At 54.0% G+C, this 22,306-nt stretch carries 21 protein-coding genes and 2 tRNA genes; 8 read left to right on the plus strand and 15 right to left on the minus strand.

Annotated features, from left to right (window positions below; genetic code table 11):
- Window positions 1-4 precede the first annotated feature (4 nt).
- The 7 genes from pgsA (at window position 5) to C5F52_RS15450 (ending at window position 5,175) form a co-directional block, all read left to right on the plus strand.
- Window positions 5-568, plus strand: coding sequence for a CDP-diacylglycerol--glycerol-3-phosphate 3-phosphatidyltransferase (gene pgsA / locus C5F52_RS15420; RefSeq protein WP_104799249.1), 564 nt, complete (start codon window positions 5-7; stop codon window positions 566-568).
- Entirely contained in the window at window positions 568-1,455 is an 888-nt protein-coding gene (locus C5F52_RS15425) for a DMT family transporter (protein ID WP_104799250.1), read from the plus strand. The genes pgsA and C5F52_RS15425 overlap by 1 nt, the downstream gene beginning before the upstream one ends.
- 38 nt (window positions 1,456-1,493) lie before the next feature.
- Window positions 1,494-2,579, plus strand: a complete 1,086-nt coding sequence (locus C5F52_RS15430; protein WP_104799251.1) for a tartrate dehydrogenase — start codon at window positions 1,494-1,496, stop codon at window positions 2,577-2,579.
- Window positions 2,580-2,756: 177 nt separating this feature from the next.
- On the plus strand, window positions 2,757-3,029 hold the full coding sequence (locus C5F52_RS15435) for an HU family DNA-binding protein (RefSeq protein ID WP_104799252.1): 273 nt from the start codon (window positions 2,757-2,759) through the stop codon (window positions 3,027-3,029).
- Window positions 3,030-3,044: 15 nt separating this feature from the next.
- A tRNA-Val gene (locus C5F52_RS15440) sits at window positions 3,045-3,120 on the plus strand.
- Between the two features lie 70 nt (window positions 3,121-3,190).
- On the plus strand, window positions 3,191-5,086 hold the full coding sequence (locus C5F52_RS15445; RefSeq protein ID WP_104799253.1) for a SurA N-terminal domain-containing protein: 1,896 nt from the start codon (window positions 3,191-3,193) through the stop codon (window positions 5,084-5,086).
- Window positions 5,087-5,099: 13 nt separating this feature from the next.
- Window positions 5,100-5,175 (plus strand) — tRNA-His (locus tag C5F52_RS15450).
- 529 nt (window positions 5,176-5,704) lie between these two features.
- Here C5F52_RS15450 and hutG read toward each other — a convergent pair.
- From hutG to C5F52_RS15505, 10 genes are read right to left on the minus strand one after another with little or no spacing between them, the layout of a single operon-like run.
- A complete protein-coding gene (gene hutG, locus C5F52_RS15460) occupies window positions 5,705-6,532 on the minus strand; it encodes an N-formylglutamate deformylase (protein ID WP_104799255.1) in 828 nt (275 codons plus the stop codon).
- Window positions 6,529-7,923 (minus strand): formimidoylglutamate deiminase, encoded by a 1,395-nt coding sequence (locus tag C5F52_RS15465; RefSeq protein ID WP_104799256.1) that lies wholly within the window; start codon window positions 7,921-7,923, stop codon window positions 6,529-6,531. Before C5F52_RS15465 ends, hutG begins: the two co-directional genes overlap by 4 nt.
- Window positions 7,920-9,194, minus strand: a complete 1,275-nt coding sequence (gene hutI / locus C5F52_RS15470; protein ID WP_104799257.1) for an imidazolonepropionase — start codon at window positions 9,192-9,194, stop codon at window positions 7,920-7,922. Before hutI ends, C5F52_RS15465 begins: the two co-directional genes overlap by 4 nt.
- Window positions 9,191-9,778 carry a HutD family protein gene (locus C5F52_RS15475; RefSeq protein WP_104799258.1) on the minus strand — a complete coding sequence of 196 codons (588 nt, stop codon included), beginning with the start codon at window positions 9,776-9,778 and terminating at the stop codon, window positions 9,191-9,193. Before C5F52_RS15475 ends, hutI begins: the two co-directional genes overlap by 4 nt.
- A 51-nt stretch (window positions 9,779-9,829) precedes the next feature.
- The gene (gene hutU, locus C5F52_RS15480) at window positions 9,830-11,527 is read right to left on the minus strand and encodes a urocanate hydratase (RefSeq protein ID WP_104799259.1); all 1,698 of its coding nucleotides are present in this window, start codon (window positions 11,525-11,527) and stop codon (window positions 9,830-9,832) included.
- Window positions 11,528-11,559: 32 nt separating this feature from the next.
- The gene (locus C5F52_RS15485; RefSeq protein ID WP_104799260.1) at window positions 11,560-12,264 is read right to left on the minus strand and encodes an ABC transporter ATP-binding protein; all 705 of its coding nucleotides are present in this window, start codon (window positions 12,262-12,264) and stop codon (window positions 11,560-11,562) included.
- Window positions 12,257-13,075 carry an ABC transporter ATP-binding protein gene (locus tag C5F52_RS15490; RefSeq protein ID WP_104799261.1) on the minus strand — a complete coding sequence of 273 codons (819 nt, stop codon included), beginning with the start codon at window positions 13,073-13,075 and terminating at the stop codon, window positions 12,257-12,259. The genes C5F52_RS15485 and C5F52_RS15490 overlap by 8 nt, the downstream gene beginning before the upstream one ends.
- A complete protein-coding gene (locus C5F52_RS15495) occupies window positions 13,072-13,932 on the minus strand; it encodes a branched-chain amino acid ABC transporter permease (RefSeq protein WP_236657887.1) in 861 nt (286 codons plus the stop codon). Before C5F52_RS15495 ends, C5F52_RS15490 begins: the two co-directional genes overlap by 4 nt.
- Window positions 13,933-13,948: 16 nt before the next feature.
- Window positions 13,949-14,812: a branched-chain amino acid ABC transporter permease gene (locus C5F52_RS15500; protein WP_104799263.1), complete on the minus strand. Its 864-nt coding sequence runs from the start codon at window positions 14,810-14,812 to the stop codon at window positions 13,949-13,951.
- Between the two features lie 15 nt (window positions 14,813-14,827).
- Entirely contained in the window at window positions 14,828-15,985 is a 1,158-nt protein-coding gene (locus tag C5F52_RS15505) for an ABC transporter substrate-binding protein (protein ID WP_104799264.1), read from the minus strand.
- A 189-nt stretch (window positions 15,986-16,174) separates the two neighbouring features.
- Here C5F52_RS15505 and hutC point away from each other — a divergent pair, with 189 nt between their 5' ends.
- Entirely contained in the window at window positions 16,175-16,894 is a 720-nt protein-coding gene (hutC, locus tag C5F52_RS15510; protein WP_104799265.1) for a histidine utilization repressor, read from the plus strand.
- 330 nt (window positions 16,895-17,224) lie between these two features.
- Here the strand turns inward: hutC and C5F52_RS15515 are convergent, their stop codons facing one another.
- The 5 genes from C5F52_RS15515 to nirD are packed head-to-tail and all read right to left on the minus strand — an operon-like array spanning window position 17,225 to window position 22,300.
- Window positions 17,225-17,809, minus strand: a complete 585-nt coding sequence (locus C5F52_RS15515) for a nitroreductase (RefSeq protein ID WP_104799266.1) — start codon at window positions 17,807-17,809, stop codon at window positions 17,225-17,227.
- A 2-nt stretch (window positions 17,810-17,811) separates the two neighbouring features.
- Window positions 17,812-18,255, minus strand: a complete 444-nt coding sequence (cynS, locus tag C5F52_RS15520) for a cyanase (RefSeq protein WP_104799267.1) — start codon at window positions 18,253-18,255, stop codon at window positions 17,812-17,814.
- A 27-nt stretch (window positions 18,256-18,282) separates the two neighbouring features.
- Entirely contained in the window at window positions 18,283-19,074 is a 792-nt protein-coding gene (cobA, locus tag C5F52_RS15525) for a uroporphyrinogen-III C-methyltransferase (RefSeq protein ID WP_104799268.1), read from the minus strand.
- Window positions 19,071-21,908, minus strand: a complete 2,838-nt coding sequence (locus C5F52_RS15530) for a nitrate reductase (protein WP_104799269.1) — start codon at window positions 21,906-21,908, stop codon at window positions 19,071-19,073. The genes cobA and C5F52_RS15530 overlap by 4 nt, the downstream gene beginning before the upstream one ends.
- 26 nt (window positions 21,909-21,934) lie before the next feature.
- Window positions 21,935-22,300, minus strand: coding sequence for a nitrite reductase small subunit NirD (gene nirD, locus C5F52_RS15535; protein WP_104799270.1), 366 nt, complete (start codon window positions 22,298-22,300; stop codon window positions 21,935-21,937).
- Window positions 22,301-22,306: the final 6 nt, after the last annotated feature.

Consider the following 22,306-nt stretch of genomic DNA (forward strand, 5'->3'; position numbering starts at 1 on the left):
ATCTATGTGGACCATTCCTACGCTCATGACTCTGGCGCGCATTGCGGCCATACCGCTCATCGTGGGGTTGTTCTATTTACCGATCGACACGGCGGAGCGCAATCTGTGGGCCACCGTGATGTTTGTGGTGTTTGCGTTGACCGATTGGCTAGATGGCTACTTGGCTCGCAAGCTCAACCAGTCCTCGGCCTTTGGTGCGTTCCTTGACCCAGTGGCTGACAAGTTTTTGGTGTGTGCTTCGTTGCTGATCTTGGTACACCTCGGGCGCGCTGATGTGTTGGTGGCGCTCATCATCATTGGGCGCGAAATTGCCATTTCGGCTTTGCGTGAGTGGATGGCTCAAATTGGCGCTTCTCGCAGCGTGGCTGTGCATGTGCTGGGCAAGTTGAAGACCATGGTGCAAATGGTGGCTATTCCTTTCTTGCTGTACGACGGCCAAATCATGGGCGTGATTGACACGGCCTTGTGGGGCACGGTGTTGATTTGGATTGCAGGCGTGTTGACCGTTTGGTCGATGGTGTACTACCTGCAAAAGGCTTGGCCCGATATCGTGGACCACGCCAAGTAATGCCTGAGCAACGCAGGCTTGCATGGCTCAACGCCATGCCTTGGTTGTTTGTGTTGATTTGGAGCACCGGCTTCATCGTGGCGCGCTACGGCATGCCCAACTCGCCACCCTTCACCTTCTTGTTGTGGCGCTACGTTTTTTCCATTTTGTGTTTTGTACTGTGGGTCAAATGGGCGCGTGTGCCTTGGCCGCAGGGCAGGGCGCAGTGGTGGCATTTGGCCGTCACGGGCGTGTTGATGCATGCCGGCTATTTGGGTGGCGTATGGGCCGCCGTGAAGGTGGGCATGGGCGCGGGCCTGACCGCTTTGATTGTGGGTTTGCAACCGGTCATCACCGCCATTTGGCTGTCGGCGCGTGGTGGCCATGTGTCGCGCCGTCAATGGCAAGGTTTGGCCCTCGGCTTTGTGGGTTTGGCCATGGTGGTGTCACGCAAGCTTGAAGGCGGCATTGAAGTCACACCTTGGAGCCTGACCATGATCACCATGGCATTGGTGTCCATCACCACGGGTACGCTGTATCAAAAACGATTTGTCCAGCCCTGCGATGTGCGCAGTGCCAATGCCGTACAGCTCATGGCCGCTTATTTGGTGACCTTGCCATTGGCCTTAATGGAAACCGAGCCTGCTTTGTGGAATGCCGAGATGACTTGGGCCATGGTGTGGGCGGTGCTGGTGTTGACCTTGGGCGGCAGCTCGTTGTTCTACATCCTTATCCAACGTGGAGCAGCGGCGTCGGTGACCAGTTTGTTGTACTTAGTGCCACCCACCACCGCTGTGATGGCTTGGATTTTGTTTAATGAGCCCATCACCTTGGTGACACTGGCAGGCATTGTGGTGACTGCTGCAGGGGTGAGCTTGGTGGTGCGGCCTCCTAAAATCGCCGCTTAATTTTTTGAATGTTTGTGAATTTTTGCTAAGGGTTGAAGATGAGTCAAAAACGCATTGCAGTGATCGCCGGTGACGGCATTGGCAAAGAAGTCATGCCCGAAGGCATCCGCGTGATGGATGCAGCGGCCCGTAAATTTGGCATCGATTTGAAGTTTGACCACTTCGACTTTTCTAGCTGGGACTATTACGAGAAGCACGGCAAGATGCTGCCCGACGATTGGAAAGACCAAATCGGCGGCCACGATGCCATTTACTTTGGCGCAGTGGGTTGGCCCGACAAAATCCCAGACCATATTTCGCTGTGGGGCTCGCTGTTGATGTTCCGTCGTGAGTTTGACCAATACATCAACTTGCGTCCTGCCCGTTTGATGCCAGGCATCATCGCGCCCGTGGTGCGCCGTGACGGCACACCACGCCAGCCTGGCGAGATTGACATGTACATCGTGCGTGAGAACACCGAAGGTGAGTATTCCAGCATTGGTGGCCGCATGTACCCCGGCACTGAGCGCGAGATCGTGATGCAAGAGACCGTGATGTCACGCATTGGCGTGGACCGTGTGTTGAAGTTTGCCTTTGAGTTGGCGCAGACCCGTCCTAAAAAGCATTTGACCAGCGCGACCAAGTCCAACGGCATTGCCATCACCATGCCTTATTGGGATGAGCGCGTGGTTGAGATGGCCAAGAACTATCCCGCTATCAATGTGGACAAATTTCACATCGACATCTTGACCGCCCACTTCGTGCAACGCCCCGACTTCTTTGATGTGGTGGTGGCCAGCAATTTGTTTGGCGACATCTTGAGTGACTTAGGCCCCGCATGCACCGGCACGATCGGTATTGCGCCCAGCGCCAACTTGAACCCCGATCGCAAGTTCCCTTCTTTGTTTGAACCGGTGCATGGCTCGGCGCCAGACATTGCGGGCAAAGGCATTGCTAACCCGATTGGTCAGATTTGGTGCGGCGCGATGATGCTGGAATTTTTGGGTCACAAGGACGCACACGATGCAGTGATGGCTGCGATTGAAAAGGTGCTGAATCCCAAGAGTGGCGCGCCCAAAACGCCTGACATTGGTGGTAACGCTAATACTTCAGATGTCGGTCGTGCGATTGCTGAAGCCTTGTAATTTTTAGTTTCAAAAAACGACTAGAATTCGCTCCCATGCTGTGCTGTACATAGCCACTTTCGATGTGACGCTTGTTGCAACAAGAGGGCCAACACCCATAGCAGCCTATAACCTGTATGGCTTGTAAATTAGTCATACCCATTGATCAACATCACATCTCATTGAGAGGGGATTTTTGTGAATAAGACAGAACTGATTGAGCACATTGCCAAGCACGCAGACATTTCTAAAGCTGCAGCGACTCGCGCACTCGAGTCCACCATCGGCGCCGTGAAAACCACCCTGAAAAAGGGCGGTACTGTTTCTTTGGTTGGTTTCGGTACTTTCGCAGTGGGCAAGCGCGCCGCTCGTACAGGTCGTAACCCACGCACTGGTGAAGCGATCAAGATCAAGGCCGCTAAGGTGCCTAAGTTCCGTCCAGGCAAAGGTCTGAAAGACGCCTTGAACTAATGAACGGTTAAGGATGGGTGCTTAGCTCAGTTGGCAGAGCGGCTGCCTTACACGCAGTAGGTCGGCGGTTCGACCCCGTCAGCACCCACCACCCATTAAAAAGGCGAACACACGGTTCGCCTTTTTTCTTGGCTTCTCACACATCACGATGAGTCCACTCCATGTTTGATTTTGTTCGCAAGCACACACGGGTCATGCAATTTTTGCTGTTCCTGTTGATCTTCCCATCTTTCGTTTTGTTTGGCCTTGAGGGCTACAACCGTTTCAAAGAAGGTGGCTCTACGGTGGCCACGGTGGACGGTCACGACATCACGCAAGCCGAGTGGGATGCGGCACACCGAAGCCAGGTCGAACGTATGCGCAGCAGCATGCCCAATGTGGATGTGAAGCTGTTTGACACACCTGAAGCCAAATACAGCACCTTAGAGCGCCTGGTGCGTGACCGCTTGTTGCAAGTGGCAGCCAGCCAATTGCGTTTGGGTGCCAGCGATGCCCGTTTGGCCGCTGAGTTGCAGCAAAACCCCACCATTGCAGCCTTGCGCCGCGCCGATGGCACTTTGGACATCGAGCGTTATCGCCAATTGTTGGCCACGCAAGGCATGTCGCCCGAATCGTTTGAAGCTCAAGTGCGCGGTGATTTGGCGTCGCGTCAAGTCATGTCCGGTGTGGGTGTGACCAGCTTTAGTTCTGCGGCTTTGGCGGATGTGACCTTGAATGCTTTTTATGAGCAACGCCAAGTGCAAGTCGCGCGTTTTGCGCAGTCTGACTATGTGGCGCACATCAATCCGACAGAGGCTGATTTAGAAGCTTATTACAAGGCCAATGCCGACAAGTTTCAGTCTGCTGAGCGTGCCGACATTGAATACGTTGTGCTGAACTTGGCTGCTGTGCAAAAAGACATTGCGGTTCCCGAGGCAGAGCTGAAAACGTACTACGAACAAAATGCAGCCCGTTTGGCTGGCCTCGAAGAGCGTCGTGCCAGCCACATCTTGATCAATGCTGACAAAGGCGCGTCTGCTGCCGAGCGTGATGCAGCCCGTGCCAAAGCACAGGCTTTGTTGGCTGAGGTGCAAAAGTCGCCTAACCAATTTGCTGAGTTGGCTCGCAAAAACTCGCAAGACACAGGCTCCGCTGCCAAAGGCGGTGACCTCGATTTCTTTGGTCGTGGTGCCATGGTCAAGCCGTTTGAAGAGGCCGCATTTGCGCTGAAAAAAGGCGAGACCAGCGGTGTCGTGGAAACAGAGTTTGGTTTTCACATCATTCGCGTGACCGACATCAAGCAGCCTGAGCAAAAAAGCTTTGAATCTCAACGTGCGAAGCTCGAGCAAGAAGTGCGCTCTCAATTGGCGCAACGCAAATTTGCCGAAGCGGCAGAGCAATTCACCAACATCGTGTACGAGCAATCGGACAGCTTGAAGCCAGCAGCTGAGCGCTTGAAGCTTGACGTGCAACACGCCAGCAACTTGGGCCGTGAGCCTGTGGCGGGCAACACCGCTGCCAATAATCCCAAGCTGTTGGCTGCCGTGTTCTCACAAGATTCGATTGAGAAAAAGCGCAACACCGAAGCGGTGGAGTTGGCTCCCAATGTGTTGGCTGCCGCCCGCATCACCAGCTACAGCCCTGCGCGCACCTTGCCTTTGGATGAGGTCAAAACGCGTGTGCGCGAGCAAGTGGTGGCACAACTGGCCACTGAGCGTGCACGTGCGGAAGGTGCTGCGAAATTGGCCGAGTGGAAGGCCAGCCCTGATGCTGCCAAACTACCTGCCGCCATTGTGGTGTCACGTGAATCAAAACAAGCTCAGCCTTCTGCGTTGGTTGAAGCGGCGCTGCGAGCCAGCACCCAAACCTTGCCTGCATGGGTGGGCGTGGATTTGGGTACCAGTGGCTACGCCGTGGTGAAGGTTGAAAAAGTGCTGCCACGCGATGCCGCCAATGTTTCAGGTCTGGCTCGTGAGCGCGAGCAATACGCCCAGTGGTGGGCCTCGGCCGAAGGCTTGGCTTACTACAAGCTATTAAAAGAAAAATTCAAGGCAGAAATCAAAATAGCTAGGTTATAATTTTGCCTCTACGGTGGCTGTAGCTCAGTTGGTAGAGTCCAGGATTGTGATTCCTGTTGTCGTGGGTTCGAGCCCCATCAGCCACCCCAGTATTTATGCGGGTTCCCAGTTAGGGAGCTCGCATTTTTTTTGGGAATATGAATTCCAAAAAGTAGGTTTTTTTGGAATGTGTTGCTCGCAACCCGCTATTTGCCTAGATAGACAACAGGAACAGAGGGGCTGTACTGAAGTTTTTCCGACTTACTTGCTTTTTTAAAGTTGGAATAGGTGTCTACAGATATGGGGGAATGCCAAAGCTCCTTGAGCTAGCAAGCACTGGACAATTCCCAGTTCCAGTTAATTGCGAGATTCACGTTGGGTCTGAGGATTGGCAGAGTTGCGCAAATTCCAAAGTCTTTGGCGAGATGGTTTGGATCAAAGTTCACTTGGTTCAGGGTGTAGGGCACATATTGCCGCATGCACACGTGAATGAATTGTTGAAGACGTGGAAAGTGTAGATTCACAGTCGTTTCCATCAGCCAGTCCAGTATTTATATGCCCTAGCAACCTTTTTTGTTTCTAGGGCGTTTTTATTATCCGAGCCATGTAAGACGGATTTAACCTAAGTAGGGAAGGGCATCAATTCTCGTTTTTCGAACCTTCGACAAATGCTAATACTGCCTCTAGCATGCTTCGCACATGCGGCTGTATGCCCGCAGCGACATCTGGCAAATATTCAAAAGGCCAGGTTTCCTGCATGTAACTGCATTGCGTCATTTCTAGCTGCACAGCATGAACACCTTGAGTTGGATTTCCGTGTTGGCGTGTGATGTGCCCACCCTTAAATCGACCATTGAGCACAGCGCTATAGCCTGATGCTTTTTGACCAATTGCCAGAAGTTGTTCTGCTAACACAGGACTACAGCTGGCTCCTTCAGCAGTACCTAGATTCAGATCGGGCAAGCGACCTTCAAAAAATCGCGGCAGTACAGAGCGTATGGAATGAGCATCCCACAAGGCAGCAACGCCATGCTCGGCTTTCATGCTTGCTAATTCATTTGCTAATTGCGCGTGATAAGGCTTCCAGATGGCTTCACGGCGTGCAGCAATCTCTGCTTCATCCGGTTCTTCGGCTGGGTCGCGATAAAGAGACTGATCATCGAACAAATCAACTGGACACAGTCCAGTAACGCTTTGTCCAGGGTACAGACTCGCCCCGTCAGGTGGACGGTTCAGATCAATCGCAAAGCGTGAATGTGTAGCCACAAGAACAGAGGCTCCAAGCTCATCTGCAAAGTCGTAAAAACGCTCGAGATGCCAGTCTGTATCCGGTACGCGTTGTGCTTCGTCGGTTAGACGAGCGGCCAAGGCAGGCGGCACGTAGGTACCCACATGCGGCATGGAGATCAGTAGTGGGCGTGTTCCCTTACGAAAGCGAAAAGGAGGTTCAGTAGTTTCAAAAGTCATTGTGTGTTCTCTAGTAATTGTTGACGTGCAGCTATCAGGCCGTTCGAAGCGTTGTCATGTAAAACATGACGACCCGATTCGACCTGCAATTGGCCAGCTACCCATACCTGAGATAGCGCTGATTGGCGGTGGCTAGCAAACACATGGGTTGATAGCATGGCTTCGGGTGAGGGTAGATTCCGCAGCAGTGGGTGTTGGGCATCGAGCACGATCGCATCTGCTTGTTGGCCTACTACTAGACCTGCGACCTTGCGGCCACATGCTTGTGCGCCACCGTTAACCGCAGCAAGTGTCATGGCTGTAGCAACTGAGGTCTGTTCTTCCGTTACCAGAACATTGCGTTGGCGCGTGGCTAGACGTTGGCTGTATTCCAGCAGCATCATTTCTTCAGCTGCATTGACGCTGGCGTGACTGTCTGAACCTAACCCCCAATGCCCACCGGATTCCAACCAAGTGTGTGCATCGAAAATTCCGTCACCCAAATTAGCTTCGGTGCTAGGGCATAGACCTGCAACAGCACCAGTCTGAGCAGCGCGGGCGCTTTCCGCAGCACTCATGTGAGTAGCGTGAACTAGGCACCAACGTGCATCAACGTGCGTGTGGTTGAGTAACCACTCCACAGGTCGCTGTCCGCTCCAGGCAATGCAAGCGTCGACCTCACCTGTTTGCTCTGCAATATGAATATGAACGGGAGCATCAGCGTCTATTGAATGCAAACCCATTAGAGCTTCGCGCAAACTGTCGGGCGGCACGGCGCGCAAGGAATGCGGTGCAAGTCCAAGGCGGGCGCCTTGTGCTTCGCACAGTGGCTTTAGCCTTTGCAGTAAGTCCAACATGTTGTCGGTAGATCGGATAAAGCGCCGCTGACCCTCATTTGGCGGAGTTGCTCCCAAGCCACTGGTTTGGTAGAGCACTGGCAGCAAAGTCATCCCGATACCTGCACGAGCTGCAGCACGTAATAGACACATCGAAAGAACGGCGTCATCTGCATAGGGGCGACCATCTCGATCATGATGTACGTAATGAAATTCACATACGCTGGTGTAACCGGCCTCTAGCATCTCGACATATAGGCCTGTCGCAATGGCTTCAAGTTGCTCTGGTGTGATGGCCGCCGCAAATCGGTACATCAAGCTACGCCAACTCCAAAAGCTGTCTTGTGTGGCGCTCCGGTATTCGGTCAGTCCTCCAAACGCTCGCTGAAAAGCGTGCGAGTGCAAATTAGGCATGCCTGGCAACAAGGGACCCGCGGTGCGAGGGGTACCTGTGGGACAACTTGTCTGGACACTGACATCTGTGAGCAGACCATGATCGTTCCATGACAACAGAACATCACGCGCCCAGCCCGTGGGCAACAAGGCGTGTTCTGCAAAGAGGCTAAGGTGTTTCATGTGGTGTTCCGACGCAAGCTCATGCCATCAACAGCTAAATAGCCTTGGCGCACTACGCTGCACGCAGGGCGTTGACCCAACCAATAGGCTAGCTCAGAGACATCGCTAAAAGGCCAAAGTACAAAATTAGCGGGAGAGCCGAGAGCGATTTGCCCATGTGTGGCCTCCAGTCTCAAGGCCTTCGCCGCATGACGGGTCACGCCCGCTAGGGCTTCAGGCACGGTCAATCGGAAGAGTGTGCAAGCCATATTGATCATCAATAGCAAACTCAGGGATGGTGATGTTCCAGGATTGTGGTCGGTCGACACAGCCATGGAAACGCCAGCCGACCTCAGTGCATCAATCGGTGGTAAGTGGGTATCGCGAAGGGTGTAATAAGCACCGGGCAACAACACCGCCACGGTTCCTGCCTCCCTCATTGCGGCAATACCTTCGGCACTCAGGTGTTCGATATGGTCACACGACAGCGCCCCATAGCGCGCCGCTAGCGCCGAACCGCCCATATCAGTCAGTTGCTCTGCATGCAGTTTGACTGGCAGACCTAATTTTTGCGCTGTCTGGAATACGCGCTCGGTCTGAGCGAGCGAGAAACCAATGGTTTCGCAAAACACATCCACAGCATCGACCAACCCCTCTGCCGCTAGAGAAGGCATCATCTCTTGGCAGACCAGTTGTATGTAATCGTCGGTGCGTCCTGTGTATTCAGGCGGGAGTGCATGCGCTCCCAAAAACGTAGTTCGAACTGTGACATGAAACGACTCACCTAAACGCCGCGCAACTCTCAGTTGTTTTCGCTCATGTTCCAAGCTCAAGCCGTAACCTGATTTGATCTCGATTGCACAAACACCTTCACTGAGTAAAGCTTTCAGACGAGGCACAGCCGCCTCAAACAAGTCGTCTTCACTGCATTCACGCGTGGCTTTAACACTGGAGACTATTCCGCCTCCAGCGCGTGCAACTTCTTCGTAGCTGGCACCAGCAAGGCGCATCGCAAACTCATTCGAGCGTTGACCACCGTACACCAGATGCGTGTGGCAATCGATGAGCCCCGGTGTGACCATTGCACCCAGTCCATCGTGCTTGGACCAAGAGCTATAGCTGCCGGGTAGTGCACTATAAGAACCAGCCCAAACAATTGATCCTTGTTCGACCACTATGGCCGCATCACTCAAGGCGGCTGCACCAGCTCCCAGTGCCTCTGGTGCGAAGTGCAGGTGATGCCACACACCATCGGCGCTTGGCAAGGCAGGTGTAGGAGGCGCAATACTCATAGCTTTTGTACGTGAAGGTTGAGAGCAATTAGCGCTGCATCTGGACTTTTAGGAAGTAGCTGCCAAGCCAAAGACGAATCGCTCCACCAAAAGCCTTCCTGCGGTGCAAGGTGCTCCTCATGATTACCATTAAGCTGCCAATAACCATGCACTGCCAAAACCAAACCATGCGATGCAGTAGGCCAATCGCAGCCATGGCGAATGATCTGTAAAGAAACATTGCTGCAAGTTGATCGGCGTGTCATGACGTTGAAATCGTGGCAGTCATCATCTAACAAGCTGGCATTGATGTCGGTCTCACCCTTAAATGCAAACGGTAACAAGGGCACATTCAGTAAGTGATCTACATCACCATCGCTGCTTTTCAAATGCACACCGCCTCCGCTGATCAAAGTGATGATTCTGTCCACCCCTGGAAATGCTGAGAATGGTCCGTCGCTGGCAATGTGCGCGATGCTGACTCGCCAGTCAAAATCACCAATGCCAGATCCTATGGGTTGACAGACGATTTCACGTGTCACACCACCGCCATTTTTCCAGGGCGTGGCTTGTAAATCATCTACATGAAATCGATGCAGTGTCATAGATTTAAAAGAATCAGCGCGTCTATTTTCTTTGATTAAATTTCTATGACATTACTTGACCATAGGGAGATTCAGACCTTGCTTTTTGGCTGTGGCGATCGCTAGTTCGTAACCGGCGTCGGCGTGACGCATCACGCCAGAGCCACAGTCGTTGACTAGAACACGAGCCAATCGTTCAGCTGCTGCATCGCTGCCATCTGCCACGATGACCATGCCTGAATGTTGTGAATATCCCATGCCCACGCCACCACCGTGGTGCAGGCTGACCCAGCTGGCACCGCCTGCCGTATTGAGCAAGGCATTGAGCAGCGGCCAGTCGCTCACGGCGTCTGTGCCGTCTTTCATAGCTTCTGTCTCGCGGTTGGGGCTTGCCACCGAGCCTGTATCCAGGTGGTCGCGTCCAATAACGATAGGAGCTTTCAGCTCACCATTACGGACCATCTCATTGAAAGCCAGACCGGCGATGTGACGCTCACCTAGTCCTAACCAGCAAATGCGTGCAGGCAAGCCTTGGAAGCTGATTCGTTCACGCGCCATGTCAAGCCAGCGGTGCGTGTGCTTGTTGTTCGGAAACAGTTCCTTGATCTTGGCATCGGTTTTGTAAATGTCTTCAGGGTCTCCCGAGAGGGCCACCCAGCGGAATGGGCCTTTACCTTCGCAGAACATGGGACGAATATAGGCCGGCACAAAGCCAGGGAAGTCAAAGGCGTTTTTCACGCCATGGTCCAAAGCGACCTGACGGATGTTGTTGCCGTAATCCACTGTTGGAATGCCCATCGCTTGGAAGTCCAGCATCGCCTGCACCTGAGTTGCACAGCCTTGGGCTGCGTCAGCCGTCAAGCGAGCGTGCTGCGAGGGATCGTGCTGGGCCGCTTTCCATTGTTCTACTGACCAACCTGGGGGCAAATAGCCGTTGATTAGATCGTGTGCTGAAGTTTGATCGGTTACCAAATCGGGCCGTAAACCACCAGTTTGGGCTCGACGAACCAGCTCCGGCAACACCTCAGCAGCGTTACCTAAAAGAGCGATTGAAACGGCTTCTTTAGCTGCCGTGTGGTGCGCGATCATCGCAAAAGCCTCGTCGATATCTTTGGCCTGCTTGTCCACGTATCGGGTGCGCAAACGAAAGTCGATGCTGCTTTGTTGGCATTCGATATTGAGTGAGCAAGCTCCAGCTAATGTGGCTGCCAATGGCTGCGCTCCACCCATGCCACCAAGGCCCGCAGTCAAAATCCACCGACCTGTCCAGTCGTTGTTGTAATGCTGACGTCCGGCTTCAACGAAGGTCTCAAAGGTTCCTTGCACAATGCCTTGGCTACCAATGTAAATCCACGAGCCCGCCGTCATCTGGCCATACATAAACAGGCCTTTGCGATCGAGTTCATTGAAGTGTTCCCAATTCGCCCACTTCGGAACAAGATTCGAATTGGCGATCAGAACGCGCGGAGCGTTGGCATGCGTTTTAAATACACCCACTGGTTTGCCTGATTGAACCAGCAAAGTTTCATCTTCGTTCAGGTCTTTAAGCGAAGCCAGAATTTGGTCATAGCAATCCCAGTCTCGAGCAGCGCGGCCAATGCCGCCGTACACCACGAGGCTTTGGGGGTTCTCAGCAACCTCAGGGTCGAGGTTGTTTTGGATCATTCGGTAAGCAGCTTCAGTGATCCAGTTTTTACAACTCAGAGTGTTACCCCTCGGTGCGCGAATGACGCGGCTGGAGTCCAAACGGTGATCAGCGTAAGTAGTCATGTTGTTTGCCTTAAAAATTGAAAAAGATTGGGTCAGTGAATACCGAGGTAGGCCTCGGTGAGATGTGGATCGTGGCGTGCAGCTTCTGCACTACCTTGCCAGACAGTGCTTCCAGATTCCAAGACGCAGATATCGTCTGCAATCTTCAGCACACGTTCGGTGTTTTGTTCAACAAGTAAAACGGTCATGCCTTCGCGGCGCAATTGGATGAGGGCTTGGTAGCACAAGTCGATCACCTTCGGCATGAGTCCGAGTGATAACTCATCAATCATGATGAGACGTGGTCGCGTCATTAAGGCTCGACCAATAGCCAACATCTGCTGCTCGCCACCAGAAAGATTGTCGGCCAGTGAGTTCAGGCGCTCGCCTAAGCGAGGAAACAAAGCTAGCACTCGGTCACGGTCGTGAGTGAAAACTTGTGCTGATTGCACCATGCCTCCTACACGTAGGTTGTCTTGCACAGTCAAATCTTTAAACAGGCGGCGACCCTCTGGTGAAATGGCAATGCCCTTACGCACGCGTTCGGTCGGGTCAAGGTTAGAGATGTCGACCCCGTCTAATTGAATGGCACCACCTTGTTGCTGTACGTGACCTGCAATGCACATCAGGGTCGAAGACTTCCCTGCGCCGTTTGCCCCCAATAGTCCAGTGATAGTGCCTGGTCGTAGTGAAAGCGATAGGTTGTGAACTGCCTGAAAAGCGCCGTAGCCGCAGGAAACGGATGTGAGCTCAAGCATGTTGCGTCTCCAATTTGGGTTGTCCTTCTGCGGCAGCTGCACCCAATGCATCTCCGCCTAGGTAAGCAGCCCGCACGACGGGGTCTGCCATGACTGTGCGCGGGTCGCCATCGCCAATTTTTTTCCCGTTGTCCAGCACGACTAAGCGTCGGCATATGCGCATGACCTCACCTAAGTTGTGTTCGATCAGCACAATGGTTAGGCCTTGTTGATTGATCTCGGCGATCGTTGCTGCCAAGGCGTGGGCTTCTTGAGAGTTCAAACCCGCCAAAGGCTCGTCGAGCAGCAGCAAGCGTGGCTTGAGTGCTAGAGCTCGCGCCAGTTCCAAACGTTTGAGCACACCAAGCGGCTGGATGCTTGGACTTTGCGATGCCATGCTCGCAATGCCTACTCGCTGCAATTCATGCTGAGCCACAGCCAGTTCTTGCTCGTTAGATACGTTAAGCAAAGCACGTAACGGGCTGACAGTCTTTGCACTGGCCGCAGCCAGAGCGACGTTATCGCCCATGCTTATGTCGTGTAACGGTTTGACTAACTGCTGAGACAAAGACATGCCACGTTGGATGCGTTTGTGTATGGGCAGTCCGTTGAGCGATTCGCCTCCTAGTGAGACGCTTCCCTCTGTGGGTTGGACTACGCCGATGATGGAGCGCATCAAGGTCGTTTTACCTGCACCGTTTGGGCCGATTAGGCCGAGCAGATCGCCTTCGTGGACTTCGAAAGTTACATCATCTACAGCAGTTAATCCGCCAAAACGTACAGTCACATGATGTACTTTTAACAGCGGCTCATCGGATGGCTGTTTATTCATGATTTGCCTCCTGTCGTGAACAGCTTCATATGAGTGAAGCGCTTAGATAATCCAGCCATGCCATCTGGCGAAAAACGCATCATCAAGAACAGCAAGCCCCCATAGACCAATAATTTGTAGTCGCCGATGACCTGGAACCAAGCGGGCAGCACAGAGAGTAGGGCGGCAGCGATGATCACTCCAGGTACGGAGCCAATGCCACCAAACACAACCATGGACAAAACTGTGATGGACTCTACAAAACCAAAACTCTCCGCACCGATGAAGTTCAGGTGATAGGTGTAGAAAGCACCCGACATACCCGCCAGTGCGGTGCCCATGGCGAAGGCTGCTAATTTGTAGCGTGGCACATCGATACCCAGAACCCTCATGGTGTCTTCGTCTTCAGCGATACCGTTAAACACACGACCCATCCAGCTGCGCTTGATGTAAATGCTCAAAGCGGCAACGCCGATGCACATCAACAGCGCAAGGGCCATGAAGCCCACGCGGCCTAATCCATGGTCTGGAATTGAAGATATCCCCAGCTCACCACCTAGAAACTCTTGTTGACGAACGATGCCGACAAAGAGGAAACCTACGCCCATGGTGGTGATTGCCAGGAAGTCTGCTCGCACTCGTAGTGAAGCCAATCCGACAATCACACCTAACAGGCCGGCGAGGACCATTGCAACGGGAATGGTTGCGAGAAACGGTAAACCTGCTTTACCTAACATCGCAGCTGTATAGGCTCCAATGCCTTGAAAGGTGGCATGCCCTAAGCTGATCTGGCCGCAAAAGCCAGTGATCAAATTGAGAGAGAGCGCAAACATCACGGCAATTGCCATGGTAGTTAGCAATGAAATTTCGTAATTCATGATCTGTGCTTCTAGGTCAGCTGCGGGCAAACAGGCCCTGAGGGCGCACCATCAGCACCGCAATCAAGAAAGCGAATGCGATTGCATTGCGGTCTAGGATGTCGCCAAGATAAATCGTGCCAAAGGCCTCAATCACACCAAGTAGCAGTGCTGCGGCCAGAGTGCCTGGGACCGAGCCCAGTCCACCAAGCACGATGATCGCTAGTGCTTTGTAGGAGGGCACGCTGCCCATGGTGGGCTCGACCAGGTTATTCAATAAAGCCACCCAGACGCCTGCAAACCCAGCTAAAGCCGAGCCCACGAAGAAGTTGATATCGCGGACTTTGCGAAGAGAAATGCCAAAGGACTGAGCCATTTGCGGATCTGAAACCGTGGCTTGACAGGCAATGCCCACTCGTGTTCTCGACTGCAGCCAAGCAAGAACGCCGATGATGGTCGCAGTGCTGAGCATTACCAACAGTTCAGCCAGCTTAAATTGGAGTCCACCACCTAGAACAAATTGTTGTTGCAGCACCGGGTTGTTAAACGACATTCCTTGTGCACCAAAGATGATGCGAAACGCTTCTTCGGAGGCAATGAACAGTCCGATGGATGCGATCAGCGCTACGTATGGCGGCTGGCTCAGTAACGGCTGATATGCGAGCCGGAACATAACCACGCCGCCGAAGCCTGAAATTAATGCTGCACATAGAAAGCCCAGCGCTAAGTTGCCACTGGCGTTGCACACCATGACGCCGACGTATCCACCTAAGGTGAAAAGTGCTGCGTGCGCCACATGAAGGATGCGCAACAGACCGTAGACCAGGGTCAGCCCCAACGCCACAAGAGCGTAGATGCTGCCCTGGATCAGGCCCTGCGCGATAAGTTCAATCGCGAGCATTGTTTAATTCCAGACTTACTTAGCTTTAGTTGGTGGAGCCAAGAGGACCGGGTCAGAAATGACTGAATGGCGACGGAAGGCCTTGTCTTTCACGATCTGTACTTGAATGTCTTTTCTCACTTCGTGTAGATCATTGAACTCAAGCTTGCCGATAGGCATGTTGTAGCTGCCTGCTGCAATCGCATCGCGCAGTGCTGCTCCACCTTTACCTCCGCTTTTTCTCAGGCCCTCAATCGCTACAGCCGTAGCAGTAAAGGATGCTGCAGCCACCATGTCGGCACCAGAGTTTGTCGCCTTGCGATAGTCGGCTAGAAAGGCCTTGGTTGCAGGTGCATCAGAGTCTCGGTCAAGTGATGTTGTTACATACGTTCCCTCAGATGCAGGGCCGGCAATTTCGATGAACTTGTCTGAGTCGTAACCTTCCTGGCCGATGATGGGAGCAGTAACACCAGCTGCACGAAGTTGACTCACGAGTGGTCCAGCTGTAAAGAAGTAGCCAGAGGCGTAGATCACGTCTGGGTTGTCGGATTTAATCTTGCTCACGAGTGGACCGAATTGACGGTCCGGCATGCCATATTCGTACTCGTTGATGATGTTGATGCCTAGCTTGGGAGCGGCTTCTTTAAAACCAGCAGCTAAAGCTTGACCAAAGTCGTTCTTGAGGGTTACGAGGACAACATTCTTTTTGCCCAGGTTTTGCACTAGCTTGGCACCCCCACGTCCTTGGACTTCGCCCATTGCTGAGACGCGGAACATGTAGTCCCCAGCGAGTGTGATTTCGGGGTGGATGGCATAGGCCACGACGTACGGAATTTGAGCGCGCTGGAATATCACTGCAGCAGCGCGGGTAGATCCTGAATATGAACCAGAGACAGCTGCAATTACCTGATCTTTTTCAACCATCTTTGTAGCTGAAGGGACAGCTTCTTTGGGTGTGGCTTGGTCGTCATAGACCACCAGCTCAATTTTTTGCCCAGCTACTCCACCTTTCGCGTTAGCTTGTTCAACAGCTAGCTTTGCACCCTCTAGAGATGACTTGCCATCAGCAGCGGCAAAGCCTGTTAACGGAACGTTAAAGCCCAACTTAAGCTGCGCCCAAGCAGGGGAAGCAGAAAAGGCCACAGCCGCAGCAGCGACTGTTAGTAATGAAAAATGGGGAGTGCTGGATTTCATGAGTTGTTCCTTTCGGTGGCTGTCGTTGAATCAGAGTTAACTGGAGGTCACAGATTTACGAACGAAAATTGTATATACATATATTTGTAAAACAACTATGTTGTCTATACAACTTCGTAAAGCAAAATGTAATCACAGCTAAGATCGCTGTCAATGATGTTTCTAGCAACCGCGGGAAAACACCTAAAAATGCCAAAAACTACTTCAATAAAAAAGCGCCAGCCGGCCTTTCAGGCTATCAAGGCCCATATCCTTGCCAAGATCCATGACGGCGAATGGACGGATGGCGAGTTGATTCCAAGTGAAGAGAACTTAGCTCGTGAGTTTGGTGTGTCACGTATGACAGTCAATCGGGCTGTTCGTGAACTTTCAGATGAGCAGATCGTTAAGAGGATTCAGGGCTCTGGCACTTATGTCGCTCAGCAAAAATATCAATCCACCCTGGTTGAGATTCGAAATATTGCTGATGAAATTGCTGGCCGAGGTCACAAGCACCGCAGTGAACTTCATTGTTTAGAACGTGTCAAAGCGGGGGAGGTGCTGGGGCCTCAGCTTGGCTTGAAGCCAGATCAGGTGGTTTTTCATTCTGTAGTCGTGCACTTTGAGAACGATCAGCCTATTCAGGTTGAAGACCGGTACGTTAACCCGATGGTCGCTCCGGACTATATTTCGCAAGATTTCAATAGCTTGACTCCAAACGCGTACTTGATGCGTATGGCGCCATTACAGGGAGTGCATTTTGAAATTGAGGCCTGCTTACCGCCATCTCATATCAGAGAGATGTTGAATATTCCTACAACTGAACCTTGTTTGGTATTGCACAGACAAACCCAATCCATGGGGCAGGTGGCATCAGTCGCGGTGATGTGGCACCCAGCCTCGCGTCATCGATTCACAGGATTTTTTTGAGCGGCTTGCTAAACACGAACGGCGACTTAAGATCAACTTCAGGCTATGGAGCGTGTCTTAGATTTTGTGTGAAAACAATCAATACAAATCAAATTAATGCAGCAAATTTGTTGAGTAATTTTTCTCTATCTTTTAAGTTAATTTATTTGGAATACTCATAGCTAAATGGCGCCAAATGGTGCTTTCTAAAGCACTGTATATTACAAAAAATTCCACGCTAACCCCATGGATCCTATGTTCTGAAATGGATTGTGATTCCTGTTGTCGTGGGTTCGAGCCCCATCAGCCACCCCAAAATTGAAAAGGGTTCCCAAAATGGGAACCCTTTTTTCATGTAAGCACCGTGACAAAGTTCAATATTTCGGGTCTTTGTCTTCTGGCTTTGTGTGCGCTTGCATGGCCAAACGCCACATAGCAAATGCCTTCTTCGTGCTCTTGTAGTTTGAACAACTCGCGAATGCTGGGCGCATTCATCGCTTGCCCGCTGGTGATGCCACTGCCCATCGACAAGGCTTGTGCCATCAACAGCATGTTTTGAATCGCGCATCCCAAAGAGATCAAACGTTCATGCACAGGCACATGCAGTTCATAAGGTGTGTGGCTGACCACGGCTAGCATCAAGCACGGTGCACGAAATGCTTTGTTGTAGGCCGTCTCTAATTCGGCTGAGCTGGCATTGGCGTCGCGCGCTTGCAGCGCCTGCACAAACGCATGGCCTAAGGCTTCGCGTTGATCGTTTGGCACCACGATGAAGCGCCAAGGCCGGATGCGTCCGTGGTCTGGTGCCTGGGCCGCGGCCCTGAAGATAAGTGCCAACTCATCCGCACTGGGGCCGGGTGCCTCTAAGCGTTTGGGGGCGACATGGCTTCTGGCACACATCTGCGCCAACAACACCTCTGCCGCCGCTGCGCCCATGCTCAGTATTGTTTGTAGGGCAAGAATTTGCCCGACAGCACCACGTTCACGCGGTCACCTTTGGGGTCGGGCTGGCGCACGATGTCCATCGAGAAATCAATCGCACTCATGATGCCGTCGCCAAACTCTTCGTGGATGAGTTCTTTGATGGTGCTGCCATACACGCTGACGATTTCGTACCAGCGGTAAATCAAGGGGTCGGTGGGCACGGGTGTGGGCAAGGAGCCTTTGTAGGGCACCACTTGCAACCACTTTTGTTCTTCGGCATCGAGGCCAAAAATCTTGCCAACCACTTTGGCTTGTTTGGCATCCAAAGTCATTTGGCCTAAGCAGGCGGCGGTGGTCCACTCTTTGGAGAGGCCCACTTTTTTGGCCACGTCTTCCCACTTGATGCCTTTGGACACTTTGGTGCTGATGATTTTTTCGGTCACGTCGAGACGGTTCATGATGGCTCCTGAGTTGCTTGAAAAGATTTAGGCCGTAGCGACTAAGCGTTGGTTGTTTTGTGCGAGGTGCAGCAAGCCTTGCAGCACATCGCCCACCACGATGACGGAAGGGCTGGCCATGTGGTCGCGCACCACGGTGGCGTGCAAATCACGCAACGTGCACACCACATGGCGTTGCGTGGGCAGGCTCACGTGTTGAATCACGGCCACGGGGGTGTGGGGATTGAGCCCACGCAGCAACGATGCTTGCAATTGCTCGGCACCGCTCATCCCCATGTAAATCACCAAGGTGAGTTTGGCTTGTGCCGCGGTGTGCGACAAGGCTGCCCAGTCCACCGCATCGGTGGCATCTTGTTTGGCGTGGCCCGTGATGAACAACACACCATGCGCATGGGCGCGGTGCGTCAGTGGCACGCCCAGCGAGGTGACGCCGGCCAAGCCTGCGGTGATGCCGTTGATGACAGTCACGTTCACGCCTTGCTGTTGCAGGTGTTCCACCTCTTCACCGCCACGTCCAAAGATGAACGGGTCGCCACCTTTGAGGCGCACCACGTTTTGACCCGCCAAGGCTTCTTGCAGCATGAGCTTTTCAATGAAGGCTTGTGGTGTGGATTGGCAGCCACCCCGTTTGCCCACATAGATGATGCGTGCTGAGGGAGGGGCGTAAGCCACTATGGCATCGCTCACCAAGTCGTCGACCAACAAGACGGTGGCGTTTGAAATGGCTTTGACCGCTTTGAGGGTGAGCAACTCAGGGTCGCCCGGGCCTGCGCCTACCAGGGTGACGAGAGGCTGCTGATGTGTCTGTTGTTGGGTCATGTCGTGCTCTCTGTGAGTTGAATCATGCGGCGCAGCTCAGGCACGCACGAGCCGCATTGGGTGCCGCACTTGAGCGTGCCTTGCAGCGAGGCCAAGCGTTGTGCGCTGCCGCCTTTGTAAATCTTGAGATGGTTGTGAATGGCTACATCTTTCACGCCCACGCAGCTGCACACTGTCTTGCCTGCATCGACTAAGGCGATGGGCGGTTTGCTGCCAGTCATTAACAAGCGGCGACCGTAGGCTTGGGTGGACGATTGGGTTTGCAGCAAGGCTTTGAGCCACGTCTCGGCCGAGGTGTCGCCCGCGATGATGAAGGCGTTGAGCTGGGTGTCTTTGGCTTGGGTGGCTTCGCTGTGTTGCAAACGCATGCTGCGCAGTTGGCTGCGTTTGGCATCGACGTAGCGCAGGCTGTCGCTGCCGTTCAAACCCAAGAGTTGTTCAATGTCGTGCAGCAGCGCCATGTCAGGCGCTTCGCTACAGGCCGCACGCATCAACACGCCTTGACGGGCAGGACCTTCTGTCGGTGTATCGCTGAACGGCACGCAGCTCGCAAATTCAAACTGCACCATGCGCGCACGCAGGTTTTGCAAAATGGTTTGCGCTTTGTGCTCGGGCAGCCATGCCACGGCCAGCAGCGTCCAAGGCAATTCGGCTTTCAGCACTTTGACCGCGGCATGCTTGAGCTCAGGCTGCTTCGAGGTCGGGCAATAGGCTGAGGTGGTGATGGCGTTCACGCCCGCGAGGGGTTTGTTTTGGTGGTCACGTCCGCTCAAAAACGCCGCGCCCCAATGCATGGCAATGAACGCTTGGTGCGCGCCAAGGTCGGCACTGGCTTGTGCGGGCAACACGATGGAACCACGTTTGCTGGTGACGTGCACCAATGTGCCTTCGTCAAACCCAAGCCGAGCCATGTCGTCTGGGTGCAGTTGCACCACAGGCTCGGGCACGTGACCAAACAGTTTGCCGACCAAGCCTGTGCGCGTCATGCCGTGCCACTGGTCACGCAAGCGGCCTGTGTTGAGCGAGAACGGAAAGCGTGATTCACGCACTTCTGCCGTAGGCACATAGGGCAGGGCGGCAAATTTGGCACGGCCATTGGCAGTGGCAAATACACCGTCTTCATACAAGCGTGCTTGGCCTTGTGTGGCGCCTTCGTGCATGGGCCATTGCTCAGGGCTTTGGTCCAAATGCGCGTAGCTCAGGCCGGTGATGTCGAGGTCACGGCCTCGGGTGGATTCGCGGTGCTCCACCCAAATTTCTTCGGGCGAGGTGTAGGCCATGTGCAGGCCGTCTTTGTGTGGAGCCACGCCAGGCTCTTGCGCCAACCGTGTGGCCAAGTCCACCACGATTTGCCAATCGTGTTTGGTTTGTCCGGGGGCTGGCACAGCGGCACGCACGCGGGTGATGCGGCGTTCGCTGTTGGTGACCGTGCCTTCTTTTTCGCCCCATGTGGTGGCGGGTAGCAGCAGGTCGGCGAAGTCGCAGGTCTCGGCTGTGGCAAAGGCTTCTTGCACCACCACAAACTCGGCGCGTTCTAAAGCACGGCGCACTGTGGCTTGGTCGGGCATGGATTGGGCGGGGTTGGTGCAGGCAATCCACAGCGCTTTGATTTCGCCATCGGCGGCGGCTTCAAACATTTCTACGGCGGTTTTTCCCGGCTTAGACGGTACATCGTCAATGCCCCACAGCGCTGCGACTTCAGAGCGGTGTTCGGGCTTGCTCATGTCGCGGTGCGCGCTGATGAGGTTGGCCAAACCGCCCACTTCGCGGCCTCCCATGGCGTTGGGTTGGCCGGTGAGCGAGAAGGGGCCTGCACCCGCTTTGCCAATTTGCGCCGTTGCTAAATGCAGGTTGATGAGCGAGGCATTTTTGGCGGTGCCACTGCTCGATTGGTTCAAGCCTTGGCAATACAGGCTCAGCGTGCGCCACGCGGGGTTGGGCGTGTTGGCCTTGTTGTCGTCGGGTATGCCCGCAAACCAGCGTGTGGCTTGCAACAGTTGTTCGGGCGTGATGCCGCACACGTCGTGCACGCGTGCGGGTGTGTAGTCGGCCACCAAATTTTTCAGCGCTTGAAAGCCCTCTGTGTGCGCGGCGATGTAGGCGTTGTCTACCCAGCCTTCGGCCAGCATCACATGCAGCATGCCGTGAAACAGCGTCACATCGGTGCCGGGTTGCAACGCCAAGTGAATGTCGGCGCTGCTGGCGGTGTCAGTGCGGCGCGGGTCGGCCACGATGATTTTGAGGTTGGGGTTCTTCGCACGCGCGTCTTCGATGCGTCTGAATAGAACAGGGTGTGCATATGCTGCGTTGCTGCCCGCGATGAACAAGCAATCGGCATGCATCACGTCCTCGTAGCAAGCGGGCGGTGCATCAGCACCGAGCGTGAGCTTGTAGCCCGCCACCGCGCTGCTCATGCACAGGCGTGAGTTGGTGTCGATGTTGTTGGTGCCCAGCAAGCCTTTGACCAGTTTGTTGAACACGTAATAGTCTTCGGTCAGCAACTGGCCTGACACATAAAACCCCAGCGCATCGGCCCCGTGTGTGCGCACGATGTGGCCCAGTGTTTGGCTGGCCAATTGCATGGCGCTGTCCCACGTTGTCGGCTGCAAGCTGCCGCCGCGCACCAAGCGACGCATGGGTTGCAGCAAACGTGTTTGTGCCGCCATCGCGGGGCTGGCGGTGAGGTGCAGTGACGAACCTTTGCTGCACAAGCGCCCAAAGTTGGCGGGGTGTGCAGGGTCGCCGCGCACACCGGTGATGTGGCCCGCGTTCGATTCGATGATGACGCCGCAGCCCACACCGCAGTAGGGGCAGGTTGAACGCGTTTCTTTCATGGCGGCTTTCGAGCGGTTGGGGTGTGTCAGTTCGGGACTGTGGCTGCAGTGGCGTCGTCAATGGCAAGCGTGTTGAGCTCGTTCACATCCAAGGCCACATTGCCGTTTTCCACACGCACCGCAAAGCGGGTTGTGCAGCCTTCATCGGGCGCGTGGGCGCAGCCGTCGACCAACCCGATGTGCCAGTTGTGCAACGGGCACACCACGGTTTCGCCAAACACCAAGCCTTGGCTCAAAGGGCCGCGTTTGTGTGGGCACTGGTCCAGCAGGGCAAACACTTTGTCTTCAGCGTTGCGAAACACCGCCACTTCGACCCCCCTGGCGCGCTGCACGCGGCGTGCGCCCAGCACGGGGATGTCGTCAACTTTGCAAATGACTTTCCATTCGGTCATGGTGTG

This window comes from Limnohabitans sp. TS-CS-82 (assembly GCF_002943475.1).